Source organism: Pseudomonas sp. MDT1-85 (genome assembly GCF_054898065.1).
Map to the genome: position 1 here is coordinate 4,781,300 of NZ_CM142715.1, position 18,516 is coordinate 4,799,815.

Annotated in this window: 5 protein-coding genes and 3 pseudogenes; all 8 read right to left on the reverse strand. The window is 56.4% G+C overall.

The genetic code is table 11. The features are described 5' to 3' along the window. Positions 1 to 360: 360 nt before the first annotated feature. Positions 361 to 624, reverse strand: coding sequence for a MafI family immunity protein (locus ACYZT2_RS21605; RefSeq protein ID WP_253555085.1), 264 nt, complete (start codon positions 622 to 624; stop codon positions 361 to 363). A 6-nt stretch (positions 625 to 630) separates the two neighbouring features. After that, positions 631 to 984, reverse strand: a pseudogene (locus ACYZT2_RS21610) (EndoU domain-containing protein); the annotation flags it as partial. 1,947 nt (positions 985 to 2,931) lie between these two features. Next, positions 2,932 to 4,188 (reverse strand): annotated as a pseudogene (locus tag ACYZT2_RS21615) (hemagglutinin repeat-containing protein); the annotation flags it as partial. 147 nt (positions 4,189 to 4,335) lie between these two features. After that, positions 4,336 to 5,919 (reverse strand): annotated as a pseudogene (locus ACYZT2_RS21620) (hemagglutinin repeat-containing protein); the annotation flags it as partial. Positions 5,920 to 6,386: 467 nt separating this feature from the next. Next, positions 6,387 to 6,947 (reverse strand): hypothetical protein, encoded by a 561-nt coding sequence (locus tag ACYZT2_RS21625; protein ID WP_461967185.1) that lies wholly within the window; start codon positions 6,945 to 6,947, stop codon positions 6,387 to 6,389. 293 nt (positions 6,948 to 7,240) lie between these two features. Further along, positions 7,241 to 7,459 (reverse strand): hypothetical protein, encoded by a 219-nt coding sequence (locus ACYZT2_RS21630; protein WP_461967187.1) that lies wholly within the window; start codon positions 7,457 to 7,459, stop codon positions 7,241 to 7,243. A 373-nt stretch (positions 7,460 to 7,832) separates the two neighbouring features. Continuing rightward, positions 7,833 to 8,231: a hypothetical protein gene (locus ACYZT2_RS21635; protein ID WP_461967189.1), complete on the reverse strand. Its 399-nt coding sequence runs from the start codon at positions 8,229 to 8,231 to the stop codon at positions 7,833 to 7,835. After that, positions 8,231 to 18,493 carry a two-partner secretion domain-containing protein gene (locus tag ACYZT2_RS21640; protein ID WP_461967191.1) on the reverse strand — a complete coding sequence of 3,421 codons (10,263 nt, stop codon included), beginning with the start codon at positions 18,491 to 18,493 and terminating at the stop codon, positions 8,231 to 8,233. Before ACYZT2_RS21640 ends, ACYZT2_RS21635 begins: the two co-directional genes overlap by 1 nt. Positions 18,494 to 18,516 lie beyond the last annotated feature (23 nt).

Below are 18,516 nucleotides of genomic sequence, written 5' to 3' on the forward strand. Positions count from 1 at the left end.
GGCGACCTGTTGGTCGCCCATTTCCCGATATGCGAATAAGTAAGATCTGATGCGTTTGGATTTTTTCTACGGCAGTTTTACAGTAACTACTGTTTCCAAGGATTCGGGCAGTCCAAGGAAATATCCCCACTGCTCCAGTACAAGACGCCATTCCTGCGGGGTAAATTTACCCGCGGGCTGTCCGACCCAGTCGTCGTTGATCAGGATATCACTGCGAGAAACGGCGACAGACTACCATTCCCAATAAAAACGTGGTCTGTCCCCGTTTACCATAAAAACGTGGTCTGTCCCCGTTTACCCCCAGGGACTGCCCCGTTTATCCTCTAGAATTTGCCCATGTGCCTTTCTATTTTTAAAACCTTAATCTTCCGTCTTCGTCAGTGCCTGTAAATATTTAAAAGGAGAATTTCCGACTTCAAACCCCATATCTAATGCTAACTGCTGAATCTCTTTAAGCTCATCAACAGCCAAAGCCACATCATATTCACAAATATGTTCACAAAGAATCTCTAAGGCCAAGCTCTCTTCATTATATTTAACATAGTCCAATGCCCCCTCAAGAAACACCGCATCCAAACGCCCTTCAAACTTAGCACCTAACTTTAATATCCGTTGCGAGTACATAGCAGCCTACTTAATCGATTTATAGGGTGGTATAGGTGCGTCATCAGGAAATGCAGTTACGACATTGCTTATCGCGGGTTGATAGACAACACGCATACGAACCCCATCTCGCACCTCGTAAGCAACCCACTTCGCTGGATCGCCATTTTTTGTGTACAAACCGCCCGTTCCTGTCTGGGCATACCACTTCGTATCTGGCGAAGTCACAATATCACCCACTTCATGAATTACCTTATCTGCGGACCAGCTTTCCGGAAAAACTGTTTTTCCGGGTTGCCCCGGCCAAAGGTGACCACCGCTCCCTGGCCCATCGCCATACAAAATATGCTTCTTCGACTCATCCGATAGGATGTCGATGAAATCTGACGGGACTGTGGTCTTCGGTGGCGTTACCGGCTTCGTCGGATCAAGCACCGGCACATCCGAATCCGGCATCAGATCTTGCAGTTTGTTGATTTGAGTTTTGACAACGTTGATGTCAACCGATGCGCCGATTTTTTTGACGGTGTTGACCGAAACGTCAATCCCCATTCTCGAAAGGGTCAGCGCGCTGTTGGCGGAGCTGCTCCCCCCGCCAATCATGAGCTGTACGACAAGCGCCAATGCCTGCCCCATTTGGTTGCCAAGATTTTCTGCGTTTGCATCGCCGCCTTCGACGACCGCTTTTCCAATTTGGTCCATTTGAGACTTGAACGCATCGGCGATTGCGTTACCCAAAATCGCCTTGGCCTCATCGGAGGATACGAACGCCTTGGCGGCCTCCCAACTCTGCACCGGGTCACTCATGAACATGACGGCGCTATCCAAGGTTCCTAAACCCGCGCCAGCCATCCCGTCCGTGAAGCCTTTGAGGATCCCCGAACCGGTCAATACATCCTGCCGTAGAGAAGTGATCTGCCACTTTAGAGCGATCGCCAGTTTCTTAAGCGGATTAGGTTCAGCATCAATTTCTTTCTTTGCCTGAACGTACTGCTGCGTCGCCAACCAGTTGTTATCGACGTTCGCCGTAGCCGCGTTATTCGCGGTAGCCGCACCGTTCGGGTTGCTCATGGCCGCAATACCGGTCACCAGGCTGGTGATGATGTTGCGTTTGGCTTCTCGCTCTACTGCGGTTTCGTTCGGATCGGAATCGGCGAACAGACCGGCGAGCACGCTGGCGGCAGAACCACCCAAGGCACCAGCCGAGCAGCTCTGGTTGCTGGCAGCCGCGCCAGCACAACCGAGAATTGCATGCAGGGCCGCGTGTTCCGGGCTGCCTTCCTTGAGGCCCTTTTTCACCAGTTCGCCGATGTACGCCGAGCCTTGCTGCTGGACGTAGTTGACCACCATGTTTTGCGCGAACTGGGCGCCACTGCCGGCCACATTTCCGCTGATCCCGGCGACCAGGGCTGTTGCGATTTGCCGGTAAGTGCCGCCGGCTCCCCAGTTATCGCCGACCTCCTTGATCTGCTGATTGAGCTGCAGGTAGTTCTCGTGGTGGGCTATCCGCTCCGCGATAGGCAACGTCTCATTATTAGCAGCAGCCTTTTCCTTATTGGCCTGCTCCTTCATCTGGTCGATTTCTCGCGCACGACTCTCGATGTATTGGGAAACGTTCTGCACAAACTTGCCGACAATCTCAAAGTCCACGCCGATTTCTTGCGCGTCGAAAATCGGTTTGAGCGTGTTGCTGCCGTCGCGATCGCTGGAGACATCAGTATTGATTGCAGCAATTGCCTGCTCTGCCGTCTGACCGGTCAACTCCTGCTGCTTGACGGTATTAGTGATGGTGATCGCTGCGCCACTAATCCCGCTGTGGGTGGTGCTGCTGGAACTGTCACCGGCATACAACACGACCGGAGTGGAAACACTAAACCCACCTTTACTCGGCACCTTCGGTCCATTTGGGTTGGCCGTGGCGCTGGCATTGCCTTTTGCATCACGGCCTATGTCACCGCCGTAACCCCCGCTCAGGTTAATGCTGGTGGCGTCGTACTCAGCTTTGTTCTTGATGTCGGAGCTGGTGAGTGTTCCGGTGCTCAGGGTGTTTTTTCCATCGGCTACCGCTTTGTCGGTACTGGCGATGACCGCTCCCTTGAGGTCGGTATTGCCGGTGACCTCTACCTGAAACCCGCCATTACCCGCCTTGATGCCCGATTGCTCGCTAACGCTGGCGTACTCGCTTTGCATGTTTTGCGCTGCGATGCCGCCACTGACACTGCTGGTGCCATAACAGAATGGGGGAACACAGATGCTGACGCCGACGTTCGCGCTCTCTTGTTTGGAGGTGTAGGTGCTAGTGTCCTGCCGGCTCTCAATGTTCAGATCGCCGCCCACTTTGACCTTGACCTGATCAGCGGATACGACCCCGCCTTTGATGTTGGTGTCCCCACCACTCTCCAGATTGACGCTCTTACCACCCTTGATATACGTGTTGGTCTGGGTGACGTCGTCGCCGTCAGCATTGCCGCGCCCGGCATTCGCCGCCAGGTCCAGCGAGAAGCCGTTCTGCGCCCCACCGAAGCTGAACCCAATCCCGGCACTCCAGCCGCTGTTGCTGTTGGTGCTTTCCTGATGCGCCGTGTTTTGCGCCGACAGCAGGTTAATTTCACCGTCAGCCTTCAAGCTGACATCGCCGCCGCCCTCGATCCGGCTTCCTACTACGTTGATATCGCTGCCAGCTCCGTCGCCGGTGGCAACGATCTTGACATTACCGCCCGCCACTACATCGCTGCCCACCACATTGCGGCCGCTTTGACTGCTTTCGCTATGACTGCGGCTGTCACTGGCGCTGATCTTGACGCCAGTTGTCGGGTTTTTCATCAACGCCTGACCGGCATCCATGGCCTGTTTAGCACTCATGGCCGCATTCACGGCAGCCAACGCGACCATCCGATCATCACTGGTTTTCTGCGCCGCTTCGCCCATCTGCTGAATGCCACGCAACGCGTCAAGCAGCGGAATGCTCACTGACCCACCGATGGCGGTACGACTGGTACTGGCGGTTTTAGTGGAGTTGAGGGTGTCGAAACCGGCCTCGATGTCGACATGTTTGGCGGTAATGCCGATATCACCCTGAGGTGTGACTAACTGACTGGCTGTTTGGGTGTAATGGTCGCCCGCCGTGAGGCTGATATTGCCGCCCAGCGATGCGATCTGGCTGCCCGACTGGCGGGTAGAGGTGTATTGATCGGCTTCTTTGTGCTTGACGATCCCTGTCGCACCCTGCCACCAGGAGCCTATTTCACCAACCTTTTTACTGCCGGATTTGGAGCTTGAAGTCTCGGTATTTTCAGCGCTGATGATCTCCAGATTGCGACCGGCATCGATGCCGATGTTCTTGTCGGCCACCAGCGTACTGCCCTCAACGACAGTGTCGCGGCCACTCTTGATCTGAATGCTGCCGCCACTGATATCACTGCCAATGCTTTGGGTTGAGGTCGTTTTCCCTTGTTGCGATTTTTGTGTGGAAGACAGCAAACCCGTGAACGTTGCACTGGCCTTGCTGGAGCTTTTCGCCTGTTCGGTTGTTTGAGTTTCCTCGCCCGCACCAATCAATACGTCGTTGCCGGCGGTGAGTTTCACCGCCTCTTCAGCACGCAGTGCAGCGGCCGTCAGCGAGATGTCATTATCGGCTTTCAGCTCGATGTTTTTTGCGACCAGCTCAGTGCTGTTCAAGCGGGTCTGCGTGACTTCCGAGCTGCTGGACTTGCTGGAGGACCATCCCTTTTTAGACGATGCGTTAGCCTGGCTTGCGTAGTCTTCGGCGGCATCGAGATTGATGTCGCGGCCAGCGGTAGCGAGCAATGTCCCATCGCTGTTCAGCTTGGCGCCGGTGGCGTTGAAATCCTGCCCGGCAGAGATCACCAACTTATTCCCTGCCTCGACACTCGAACTGACAGACATGACGCTGTCGGTTTCGGTCGTCGTCGACTTTTTCTTGCCGAATGAACCCTTCTTGGTTTTCGAGTAGTAGGAGTAGTCGACGTTATCCGCTGTCTCCAGATTCACATCATCGCCAGCAAACAAATAGGCCTCATCCCCGGCACTCACCCGGCTGGCAATCAGATCCAGATCCTTGCCAGCGCTGAGGGCAACGCTGCCCCCCGCATTAACCGTGCTAGACACCTGCCTGACATGGTCTTCCTGACTGGTGAACTTTTTGTTTTGACTAAAGGAGTGCTGTTCATCCGCCGCCGAGGCCAATGTCAGGTCACCGACTGCGCTCATGCTCACGTCACGTTTGGCGTCGATCTGACTGGCGATGACTGTGAGGTCTCGACCCGCAGTCACCTTCAGGTCCTGCCCCACATCAACGCTTGAACCATATTGGGTGATGGTTTGATCGCGGTGTGTGCCGACTTCGTGGTTGACGATCTGTTCGGCGGATACGATGTTGACGTCACGACCGGCGCTGATCGTGGTATCGGCACCGCTTTTCAGCACGCCGCCGGTGTTGTTGACGTCGCGCCCGGCGTTGAGGGTCAGCGCGTTGGCGGCTTCGATGCGGGCGGCGCTGTTGACGAAGTCCGTGCGCTCGTTGGTGTAACCCGTACCACTTTCGTGGGTGGTGACGGTGCGTTCGTTGATCACGTCGCCACGGGTGGCAGTGAGCGTCACGTCACGACCGGCGATAATGCCGCCGGCCTTGTTGACGAGGTTATTGGTGGCGAGCACCTTCAACTGGTCCCCCGCCTCCAGCAACCCACTGCTGACCAGATCATTCCTGGCCGTCGCATCGAGGTTCTGGCTGGCGCGCAGGGTGCCGGCGTTGTTCAGGTCTTTGCCGGCGATCAGGGTTACGTCGCTGCCCTGGATCAGGGCGCCGTTGGCCGCGAGGCGGTTGTTGGCGTTGGCCAGGTACAGCACCGGCACCAGGACTTTTTCGCCGTTCACTTCGTGCTCTTCGAGCCAGACGATGTCGTGGGTCAAGGCCGCGACTTGCTGTGAAGTGAGGGTCACGCCGAGGCTCAGGTTGAGTTGGCTCTTGCTGGCGATGGCGTTGTTCATCAGGTACTTGTAGAGCGCTTCGTCCGAGGTCTGGCCGTCGATGAAGCGTTGGCCGGTGCGGGCGACCACGGCTTGCTGGACCAGTTTCTGCTCGTAGAGGCCGTCGCCCAGGCGCTTGGCGCTCTGGTCGGGGTCGTAGCCCAAACCGGACAGCAGATAATCCGAACTCATGAACTGCTTAAGGTCGGTGAGTACCGGGTTGGTTTCGATCAGGTATTTGTGCGGTTGGGATTTGCCGGCGCTGTTCGGCAGGCCTTTCACACGGTTCAGGGTGATCGGCGCACTGGTGGACGAGGTAACGGTGGCGCCGGTGAGGGTCCAGCTTTGTGGGCCGGTGCCGGTCGGGTGGGTGCTGCCTTCCTGGCTCAGGCGGAACAGGCCGTTCTGGCTGGTGGGCAGGCTGAAGCCGGGGAGCGTCAGCGGGTTGACGTGTTGCTGGGCCAGATCGGGGGCGAGTTGCTGGTTGATCTGGATCCGCGTCGAATAACCACTGCCCGCGCCGGTGTCGGTTTGGGTAAGACCCGCCGCCACATAAGCATAGTAGGGGCGAACCACGCTGTTGTTGATGTTCTGGGCGGCATCGAGGGTGACGTTTCCACCCGCCTGGATGATGGCATCCAGAGATTCGCCGCTGATGACGCGGGTGCTGGTCGGCAGTGTTTCGCCCATCCAGGCCAGAAAGAAATCGAAGGAGCGAGCCCTACCCCCCTCTCAAGAGAAAACGTGATTTGTACTGGTTTACCTCAGCCAACCAAATAATTAAATTTGCCACTTTACGCTGACGGTATGCTCGTCACGGGAATACGTTCCTGAGGCTGGGTGATATCGTAGACATGCTGCTCACAGCGGCTACCAACAAACTGGAACTCTACCAAATAGACTTTGCTTCTTTGCGGTGTGAAAGTGGTTTTGAGGGGACCGCAGCTATAAATATTTCCAACGCCCCCACCCTTTGAATAACCCGACACCTCGAACGGCTGATCGGCATCGGCCTGTACTTCCATCTGCGGGAAGCGTTTAAGCGTGGCGCTGTTGGCCGCTTCGTTGAGTTTGGCAATCCAGCCGAACACCTTCCCCTGACCTGAATCCACCACGGTTCCAAGCACTTCCATACGCTGGTCAGGATCCGCTGCGCGCCTGATCGCGAACTCTACTGGATAAGTGTTACCTGATGCTTTCATGATGACTTTGGCGTGTTGCGCATCGACTATCACCTTGTTCTGGCGTAGCTGGACACCGTCCTTCAGCAGGCTGGGTGAAGAGTCCCTGACGTGGGAATGGCAGCCTGACAATGTAAAAATCAGAGTCAGTGTTAGCAGCGTGATTCTGTTCACGAATGAAAGTCCTTATAAGCGTATATTCAACTGATGAGAAAATACTTGTCAAAGTGATGCGTCATAAATATTGAAAATCGCCGCAGCATACCTTCACGTAAATTGGAGGACAGGCTACAACCGCCCTTCTACTTTCAGGAAAGGCGTGATCTGCTCCAATTCATCTCTTTGTTATGTAAGACTTCACCTCTAGAACCTCTAACAACCGAGCAAACACCTCCTCTGCCAGCTCCTTTTCTTCAGGCGAAAGCAAAACATTCAAAACTTGATCATCTAAAGAGCAATCATAAACATCAACACCCATCCATCCCATAGACCAAAACTCCACCCCCCACCTTGTTAAACCCCTCAAACTCAATCCGTTCAAGATCACCAAAATCACCATTAGCAAACGAGGAATATCTAAAACAATAACCTTTCAATAACGGTTTAACATTCTCATTGAAATATTCAACATTCATTACAGCCTCCTCACTTGCTATCCAGAATACGAAAAAAAGCTCTTCGTACATTCCTGGCTCGTTACGTAGAAAATCCTCCGAATAAAACCAAATCCCCATCAACATAATTTATGCCGGCCTCCAAAACAGAAATCCGTCGTCCTTCCTGACACACAAATAAAAAATAAATAATCCGCAGGTTAATTTCACACACTTATTAATCACCTTAAAGACTGAAGATACCAAACCTCTTTAGTGACAGGATTATACACCATCTCCATCGAATCATTCGTATAACGATAGAACCCTGCCATCCTATCCGGGGTAACTGTTGTTGCTGTTTTTAATACCTCATCTAGAAACCGGGGACAGACCAAGTTTAAATCGAAAGAGTATTGCCCCCACTTTCAGGAAAAACTTGGTGCCTCCGTTTTTCTGTCCCCAATCATGACGAAAAAAAACAGCCTTTCTCATCGACCCAAATCACAGCTGGAATTTCATAAAAATAAATCGTGAGAGCTTCATCATCCTCACTCACTACACCTTCAGGCCATTTGCTTTCCAAATACGAAACGATCTGCCTCGGGCTTAACACCCAATGAGATTCACTGTCATTAATGGAGAGTTTAGGATGTAGATTATCTGGGGAGATATAGCAATCCGCATCTGGCGCGATGAACTTTATTCTCCCCATTGTTAGTAGGTACTCAACCACAGTAAAGAAAGCATCTTTCTGCTGAGAGAATGTTAAATCTGGATTCCGTGCTCCAACAGCACTAAATAGAGCCGAAATCCACAAACCAAATGAATCCTCTACTATCTCTTCAAGAAACTTAATAGTCATTATTTCCCTCCTATTAGAAATTTTATTTCTGGGTTATATGTTGTACTTGTTGCACCTTTAGGAACATCTATAGTCCAAGCTGGACCAGTCTGCCCCGATGATGACGAAAAATTTCTAAGCGTGAAGTTCCCGTGCGGCGTATTAACAACATATATCTCTCCTTTCCCAGGAATCATGCGAGGAGGAGGCAAATAAACAGCGTCTGTCAACTCCGAAAAATATTGCTTTATCTCATTTTCAGTCGCGCCAGAAAATATTTTCGCATTCCCCGTATTTGGCAGCTCCGTAAGCGTACGGCTTCCAATTTGAATACTATTCCTCGAACTGGCAGAGCTAAATAGTTCTGTTATTTCAGTACTACGACTGACACCTGAAATCTTTAGACCACCAGTATAAACGGAGCCAAATAGTCCCCAAGCATTTAATATAGCTCCTACGCCCCACATTACCTGCTCGGTACCTGACGCACTCTTCCCTGTAATCGGGTTCGCCCCCCCTGCGGCCATGTAGCTCTGACAAGCTATACCAAGGATTCCCGCCCCGCCACAACCCGCCACGAAAAGCTCGTTGGATACTCCATCAAGACGAGCCTTCGCTTCCGCGTCGCGTAATTTTCTTTCAGTTCCCCCTCTGATCGACTGCTCATAAGAAGCAGGTTGTAGGATCCACTCCTCGCCCTGATCCGTTGTGACCGACTTATCAGTGGCGACGCAATAACCATTCGTGGACGTAACGCAGGAAACGATATCTCCAGGTTTGGTACTGAAAACAAAAGCACGCGTGAAATCACTGTCCTCTACGATTCTTTCGTCCTTGAGTACGCTGGAGCCCTTAGCGATAAGGTCAGCAATGTCGCTGGACAGCCCCTGACAGTAACTTGATGTAACTCCGGTACATGCCGCCTCGTACTCTCTCTGCGCTACACGAAGCGAGTATTGTTCAACCACGCTCAGATGATTGTTTTCTACAGCATTTTTTGATGTCCAGGCACCCAACGCTGCTCCTGCGGAACTCCCGGTAACCATAGCCCCAGCCAACCCACCAGCCAGCGTCGACAGTGCTGAAACCGTCTGTTTCTCCGATTCAGTCAGTTGATCGCTGGTCTTGCCCGGATAAAGCTGTTTGGCAATCAGCTCACCAATAGTCGCTCCCGCAGCACCTGCCAATGCCGAACCACCTTGCGCTTTCGCAAGCACCGCCCCCAACAAGGCGTGCGCCATCAAGTTGGCCGCGTCATCGCCCTCGGTCATTTGCTTCACGGCTTGAGCCAGGTAAGGCGCAGATGCTCCGGCGAAGGCACCGAGAATGTTCCCGCTCAGCACCCCTTGGACTATGGCACTGACCGCCTTCGAGGCTTTTTGGAAGCTGCTGCCCATGCCGTAATCTTGCTGAACTTGCTGCGCAATTTGTTCAGGAGTCGGGTCGGCAATGCCCTTGTCGTTAAGCTTCTGCCTTGCAGCGTTGGATGCGTCGCTATTCAGATCCTTGGCTTCATCGATTTTTGCGGCAGCGATTGCATCACCAATGCCCTGTGCTAACTGCATCGCGCTTTTTACAAGCTCGATGCGCTCGTCCATTGCCTCCTGGTCTGGCTTGTCGAGCTGTTCATTGGCATTGGCGGTGTCGCGATTCAGGCCAACCAGATCGTTCGCGCCTTCTGGGTTGCGGACGATGATGGTGCCTTCACTGACGGCGCTACGGGTTTTGCTTTGGTCTGAGTCATTAAGTGCGATGCCATACAAACCACCGGCAGAACCACTCCCGCCACCTGCACTGCTGAAACTGGCCGAAATGCCTCCAGACTGAGCCTCGATTTCACTGACGTTCTTGATGTCGCTGACAATGAGTCGGTCGGTGATCAGCAGGTTGTTGTCCGGCGTCGCGTCACTGGCAATAACCCCACCGGTCAGGGTGGTGTTTTTGCCAACATCAATGGTGTACCCGCCCGAGCCGGCAAACAGCCCGGTTTGGTCAGTTACAGCCCTGTACTCGCTGTTCATATTGCCAGCGGCAAGATTTGCCGAGCCGGACACCGGTACGCCATAGCAAAACGGAGGAATGCAAATGCTCGCGCCGAAACCACCGCTACCTTGCTTGTTCTCTTGGATCTCTACGTCTTGACGGGAAATGATGTTCAGGTTGCCGTCGATCAATGCATTGATGCTGTCGGCATGGACTTGAGCACCCGCAAGAGTGGTGTCGCCTCCACTACGCAGCAGGAGCGAACCTGTGTTCAGTGTGCTGTTAACCTGCGTGATGGAGCTGCCGGTCCCGGTGCCTTTCGCGCCCGACGCACCGAGATCCAGGGTAAAGCCGTTTTGTTGCCCAATGTTGAAACTGGCACCGATGGCAGTTTTGTTGCTGGAGCTGTTATTGGCCCATTCCGCAGTGTTTTGCGCGCTCTCCAGAATGATGTCGTTTTTCGCGATCAAGGCAGTGTCAGCTGCTTTTAAAGTACTCCCGATGACATGTATGTCGCCGGACTCACCCTCCGCGTTCCCCGTGGCGATGATCGAAAGCGTGCCGCCAGCATTGACGGAGCTCTGTCTCGCCGTTTGACTGTTGTATTCACTGGTACTTTTGTTGTGAGTATTGGCAAGCTCGGTACCAATTTTAATCAGCGACCCATTGCTGGACGTACCGCCAGTCTTGTCTTTGAAACCGGTGCTGTTCGCCTCCGCATCACCCGCCATGCCATTGAGGTTGTACGCAGCCAATGCAGCCTGGGCAAACTTCACCGCTTTAAGACGAGGATCGTCCGCATCGTTTGCGGCTTTGACCGCCGTGCGAATGGTGTTAACGGTGTCTATGATCGCCCCACCGATAACACGTCCTACCGCCAGACTATTGGATTGGTCAGCGCTGCTTTGACTTGAGCTTTCCATGCCCGCCGCAATAGTGACGTTAGAGCCCCGTAAACTCATACTTTGGGTACTGATCAAATCGCTGGCGATAACGCTCAGATCCCCCCCGGCCACAAGGCTGACATTGCCGTTGCTGGAACCAATGGTGCTGCCGGTCAGGGTCGTTTGCGACATCGTGCCGTTGTGGCGCTGGCCACTGATGGACAGGTGCTGGTTGCCAGTAATGTCATCGACGCCAAGGTTGTTGGCCGTGAGTACACCGGTCAGGTCACGGTTCTTTTCCTTGTGTGATTCGGTGCGGGTGTAGGTGTTTTCAGCGGCGGTGATGTTCAGGTCGCGGCCTGCGCGAACCGCCAAATCGTCAGTACTGACTAAGGCCGACCCGGTAATTGCCACGTCCCGTTTCGCGCTCACTGCGATGGTGTTACCCGATATCAGGCTACCCACCGCAGTGGTTTGAGTCTCCGAGACGTTGTCTTGAACTTTGCTCGATTTCAAACCACCCCAGCTGCTTTTGCTTGAGCTGCTTTCATTGCGTGCGCTGGTTGAATCGGTGACGGCAACAATCTTCACATCATTGCCAGCAGCCAGACCGATACCGCCTTTCTCAGAGATCACATTGCTCCCTTCGATCAGCAAATCGTTGCCGGCGGACAGCACGGTTTTACCCTGGGCAGTGACTGAACTTCCAACATTGGTCGTGCTGGAAAACTCCTGAAGCTGGCTCTTTTTACCCGACGAACTTTTCTTGGTCTTGCTGTAGAAACTGTAGTCCTCGTCTTGTGCTGCTCCTACCAATAGATCACCGCCGGCAACCAGATACGCCTCATCCCCGGCACTCACCCGGCTGGCAATCAGGCCTAGATCTTTACCCGCGTCTAGCGAGACGGTACCGCCCGCATTAACCGTCGTAGACACCTGCCTGACATGGTCTTCCTGACTGGTGAACTTTTTGTTTTGACTAAAGGAGTGCTGTTCATCCGCCGCCGAGGCCAATGTCAGGTCACCGACGGCGCTCATGCTGACGTCACGTTTGGCGTCGATCTGACTGGCGATAACGGTGAGATCTCGGCCGGCATTGACCTTCAGGTCCCGCCCCACATCCACGTCTGAACCATATTGAGTGATGGTTTGATCGCGATGTGTGCCCACCTCATGACCGACGATCTGTTCGGCGGAAGCGATGTTGACGTCACGACCGGCGTTGATCGTGGTATCACCAACGCTTTTCAGCACGCCGCCGGTGTTGTTGACGTCGCGCCCGGCGTTGAGGGTCAGTGCGTTGGCGGCCTCGATGCGGGCGGCGCTGTTGACGAAGTCCGTGCGCTCGTTGGTGTAACCCGTACCACTTTCGTGGGTGGTGACGGTGCGTTCGTTGATCACGTCGCCACGGGTCGCGGTCAGCGTCACGTCCCGCCCGGCAATGATCCCCCCCGCCTTGTTGGTCAGGTTATTAGTGGCAAGCACCTTCAACTGATCCCCCGCCTCCAGCAACCCACTGCTGACCAGATCATTCCTGGCCGTCGCATCGAGGTTCTGGCTGGCGCGCAGGGTGCCGGCGTTGTTCAGGTCTTTGCCGGCGATCAGGGTTACGTCGCTGCCCTGGATCAGGGCGCCGTTGGCCGCGAGGCGGTTGTTGGCGTTGGCGAGGTACAGCACCGGCACCAGGACTTTTTCGCCGTTCACTTCGTGCTCTTCGAGCCAGACGATGTCGTGGGTCAGGGCCGCGACTTGCTGTGAAGTGAGGGTCACGCCGAGGCTCAGGTTGAGTTGGCTCTTGCTGGCGATGGCGTTGTTCATCAGGTACTTGTAGAGCGCTTCATCCGAGGTCTGGCCATCGATGAAGCGTTGGCCGGTGCGGGCGACCACGGCTTGCTGGACCAGTTTCTGCTCGTAGAGGCCGTCGCCCAGGCGCTTGGCGCTCTGGTCGGGGTTGTAGCCCAGACCGGACAGCAGGTAATCCGAACTCATGAACTGCTTGAGGTCGGTGAGCACCGGGTTGGTTTCGATCAGGTATTTGTGCGGTTGGGATTTGCCGGCGCTGTTCGGCAGGCCTTGCACGCGGTTGATGGTGACCGGCGTAGACGATGCACCGGCGGTGACTTTGCCGCCGGTAAGCGTCCAGCTTTGCGGGCCGGTGCCGGTTGGGTGGGTGCTGCCTTCCTGGCTCAGGCGGAACAGGCCGTTCTGGTTGGTGGGCAGGCTGAAGCCGGGAAGCGTCAGCGGGTTGACTTGTTGCTGGGCCAGATCGGGGGCGAGTTGCTGGTTGATCTGGATCCGCGTCGAGTAGCCACTGCCCGCGCCGGTGTCGGTTGTGGTGCGACCCGCCGCCACATAGGCGTAGTACGGGCGAACCACGCTGTTGTTGATGGTCTGGGTGGCATCGAGGGTGACGTTTCCACCCGCCTGGATGATGGCATCCAGAGATTCGCCGCTGATGACGCGGCTGCTGGTCGGCAGTGTTTCGCCCATCCAGGCCAGAAAGTTGCTCATGTCCTGTTCGACGGTGGCCGAAGGTGTCGGGTTGTTTCGTTGGGTGAAGAGGTCGGCCATTCTAATGGCCGAAGCGGTTTCGTTGACCCAGCTTACGAATCGTCGGGTGGATTCGATTTCCTGCTCTTGCACACCTTTGTTGTTGATCGTCGACGCCGTGATCGTTACATCCCCGGCGGCCGTCACGCTGCTGCTGGTGTTGTTCACTTCGCCGGCGTTAATCGTCAGGTCCGCGCCGCTGTTGATCGTGGAGGCTTGCGAATGAAGCGTGATCTTCAAACGATCGGTTTCTGCAATTTCCCACAAGCCGTTTCTGCGGCCACCGCCACGGCTGTCACAGCCACCGGCGATCTGTTCGCAGGGCAATTCAGTGATGGTCGCGACACTTTTCTCATGCTCGGTGTACTCCAACACATCCATGACGTTGTTAACCGTCGTGGCGGCGATTGTCAGGTCGCCGGTGCTATCAATCCCACCCGATCTGTTGTCCAGCAGATCAGCCTTGGTGCCGTTTTTGTCCCTGGCGATGAGCGTGTTGCCCAGGCTGTAGACCTGCCCGTAGCTGTTAGTGAAGCTGGGGCTCAGGAGCTGCATGTCGGCGCCACTGAAGATCAATCCGCGGTCGTTGCGTAACACGCCGGTGCTCAACGTCAGGTTCTTGCCGGCGCCCACAGTGCCGGTGTTGTTTACGCCACCGGCCGTCAGGTTCAGGTCGGCCGCCGAGGTCAGGCGGCCTGCGTTAGTGAGCAGTCCCCCCACGGAAATGGTTGTGTTGCCACCACCGGCGATGGTCGATGCGGCAGTGAGGTTCAGTTGTGCAGCGCTGAGGCCAAGCGTCCCCAGGCTGCTGACCCGACCATTGCCCGAGTACGTGCCACCCAGATTCAGGCTCAAGCTGCCGTCACTCGCGATCAGGCCATCGTTACTCCAGTTGCCGCCGCTGCCGGTCAATGTGCTGACGGCCAGCAGTTGACCGCTGGCCGTCTGGTTGAGGCTGTTGATGTTGACGGTCAGGCGGTCGGCCTGGATCACGCTGCTGTTGGTCCAGCCGTCGGCGGTGAGGGTCAGTCCGCCACGGGTGACGAAGTTGCCGCCAGCGCTGCCCAGTTGCCCGGTGGCGATGTCGAAGAGGCCGGTGCCGACGTGCAGCACGTTGCCGCCGACGTTCTGCAAGCTACCGGCAGCGAGAGTCAGGTTGGTGTTGGCGGATTCCACAGCGCCATTGCGGTTATCGAACAGGCCGCCGATGGCGAACGTGGTTTTACCATTGCCGCCTAGCGCGCGAAGTTGACCGGTCTGGTTGTCGAGGCTGGCGGCGGAGATGGTGAGGGTGCTTTCGCTTTCGATGATGCCCAGGCGGTTGTTCAATGCGCCGCGCAGGCTCAGGTCGATCTGTTTCCCGCCGATCTGCCCGTCGTTGTCGCCGCTGTTGTCGAAGTCTTTAGCGGTGACGCTGACCAGCCCCTTGGCGTAAAGGCCGCCATTGCGGTTGTCGAAGCTGCCGTTGGTGCCGGTGTCGACAATGGCATCGCCGGTTTGGGCGGTGATCCGCCCGCCATAGTTGTCGATGCCGGCCAGTGCCTCGAGGTCCAGGCTCTGGGCCTGAATGATCCCGCCCTGACGGTTGTTGTTCAGGTCATAGCCGTTGCGCAGTACACCCGTGATGTGGCTGCTGAAGGCGCCTTTCAGGCTGGAGAGCACACCGCCGCGGCTGTCGAGGCTGGCGGCGGTGATGTCGAGGTTGCCGTTCTTGGCGACGATGCGCCCGCTCTGGTTGTCGATGGCGCCGCGGGTTTTTACCGTCAGGTCGCCCTCGCTTTGCAGAGAGCCCTTGGCGTTGTCGAGGCTGGCGGCATTGAGTGTAAGGCCGGCGACGCTGCTGAAGATCTGACCGCCTGCGCTGTTCTGCACGGAACCACTGGCCGTGAGCGTCAACAGATCGTTGGCCCCGACAATGCCGCCATTGCGGTTATCGAGACCACCGGTCAACAGGCTCAGCAAACCCTGGCTGATCAATTTGCCGTTCTGGTTGTTGATCTGCTGCACGCGCTGAATGACCAGCGGGCCGTTGCTCGCCACTTTGCCGTTGGTATTGGTCAGGGTGCCGAGCAGATCAAGGGTGATCGCGCCATTACCGGCCAAGGTACCGGCGCTGTTGTTCAGGTCGGTGCCGGTGAAACGGATGTCTTGTTGGGCGTTAATGGTGGCGTTGGTGTTGTTGAGGGTTTGGGCCTGAATAGTCAGAGTGGCGCCGCTGTCGATCAAACCACCTTGGGCGTTATTCAATGCTGCGGCGATGACAACGGTTTGCGCGCCGGCACTGGAAAGAATGCCGTTGTCACTGTTGTCGAGGCTGGCCGCCGTGACCTTCAACGTGCCGTTACTGACCAGAGCGCCGGCGTTGCTGTTGCGCACGGCGCCGGTAAGGTCCACCAGCACGTCACCGTCGCGGCTCGACAAGGTGCCTAGATTACGGTTGTCGAGGCTGCCGCCCAAAAGGCTCAGGCTTTGCCAACCGGAAATCAGACCATTGAGGTTAGTGGTGCTAGCGGCGGTAAGGTCCAGTTGCTGACGGCTGAAGAGTGTGCCATCGCTGTTGTCCAGATGGCGGCCCGTCAGCGTGTAGCTTTGGCTGCTGGAGATTTCACCACTCTGGTTGTTCAAATCCCGCAGGTTGCGGATGCTCAGTTGGCCGGTGGTGGTGATCAGGCCGTTGGCGTTGCTCAGGTCACCCATGGCGCCGCTGAAGTCGATGGCAATGGCGCTGCCAAGCAACGAGCCGCCATTCTGGTTGTTCAAACTCGCGGTGTTGATGGTCAGGTTGTCGGTGGCGTTGATCAGCCCTTGGTCCTGATTGTCGAGTTGGCCGTTAACCCGAAGGTCGAGGCCGGTGCGACTGGTGAGGGTGCCGCCGTTGTTGTTCAGGCTACCGGCCTGTACATCGACGCTTGCCGCCGCGATCAGGCCTTTGACGTTGGTCAGCGCCTGTTGCACGCGCAGGGTCACTGCCTGATTGCCGAGCAGTTTGCCGTTGCTGTTGTCGAGGCTGTCGGCCGTCAGCGTGAACGCTTGGGCGCTGGATATTTCGCCGTTGCGGTTGTCCACCTGCGCAAGGTTTTTCAGCACCAGCAGTGGGGCGTTGATCAAACCGTTCTGGTTGTTCAACTCGCCATGATTCAGATCCAGAGTCAGCGACGTGCCACTGGTGAGTTGCCCGCCATCGTGTTGGTCGAGGCTGCCGACGCTGGCCGTCAGGGCCTTATTGCTGGCGATCCGGCCTTTGTTGCTGTTATCGACCTTGCCGGCGCTGAGGCTCAGGCTGTCCAGGCTGGTCAGTTTGCCGCTCTGGTTGTTCACCACCCCGGTGGCGGTAATGCTCAAAGCCTGACCGGCGTTCACCAGTCCCGCTACGTTATCCAGAGTGGCCATGCGCAGCGTCGCGGCGGCCAGGCTCGAGACCTCGCCATTGCGGTTGTTCAGATGTCCAAGGGTGGCGTTGAGATTACCGGTACTGGTGATCAGGCCGTTGCTGTTGAGGACCTGATTGGCCGTGAGATTGAGGTTGCCCTTGCTCAACACCCGGCCGTTGTTCTGGTTATCCAGGGTCCCGGCGGTGATGTTCGCGGTTTGCCCGGCGCTCAGCGTGCCGTTCTGGTTGCTCAGGGTCTGGCTGGTGTTGACCGTCAGGTTGCGACTGGCGAACACGCTCTTGCCGGTGTTGGTGAGGTGCTGCGCGCTCAGGCTCACATCACCGCTGGCGTTGCGGCTGGTGTCGGCGTTGACTCCGGCTTCGATGATGCCGTTGTTGGTCAGTACACCGCCGGCGTTCAGGGTGATGCTGTCCCGTGCGGCGAGGGTTTGCTGGTTGGTCAGGTTGCCTTGGGTTTGCACGTTGACGGCGGTGCCAGCGTAAACCGGTCCTTGGGCATCGAGACTGACGGCTTTGACGTTCACTGCCCCCGTGGCAGAAGTCTGCGCGAGGCTGAGATGTCCATTGGCATCGAGCTGGATATCACCACCACTGGCCGCCAGGTTACCGTCGAGTTTCACCCCGACCCCGGCTTCGGTGCCCACCAGTTTGATCGCCCCGGCGTACATGCCGCCCAACGCCGAGGAATCGATGGCCAACCCTGGTTTGCCGCTGCCGTCATCGGCGCGGGCAGTGGCGTTGAGGCTGTCGGCGTTGACGTCGTTACGGCCGGCGACGATGGTCAGGTTCCTGGCCTGAATCTCGGCATTGATCTTGGCGCTGCGGGTGATGATTTCGAAGCGGTCGACGTTGTTGGCATTCAGCCCGGCACCGTCGATGGAAACGCTGCCCTGATCGACCTGAAAACGATCCAGACGACCGTTGTCCAGCACCGGTTTGCCGGTGGTCAAGGTCACGCGCGGTGTGTTGATGAAGCCGCAGCCGTTGCAGCTGATGCCGTAGGGGTTAGCGACGATGACCCGCGCCGACTGCCCCGCCACTTCGGTGTAACCACGCAACTGGCTGGGGCTGCCGCCGACCACTTCGTTGAGGATGGTTTGCGCCGCGACTCGGTTGGTGAGGTTGGGGTTGCCGACGATGATGCCGCCCAGCTGCGTCGCGCCGGTCTGGTTGGCGACGTTGTTGAGGATCACGCCCTGAGTGCCGACGTTGTAATCGTGAAACTGGTTATGCGACAGGCCGCTGCCGTTGGGCGTGGCGATTTGGATAATCGGCACGCCGTTGCCTGCCTGCCCGAGACTGGTGCCCGGCGAGGCCACCACGATCCCGTCGGCCTGCGCCCACATCGGCTGCCAGAACATGACGTTGGCCAACAGGAACGCCAAACCACGCTTGGGCATGCCCCAGAAATGCTCACGGTTTTTGACCGCTGCAGAAGGCTGGCGAGCAAGAAAGGCGTAGTGGCGAACGTCCATGTCAGTGTTCTCGAAGAGGCGTA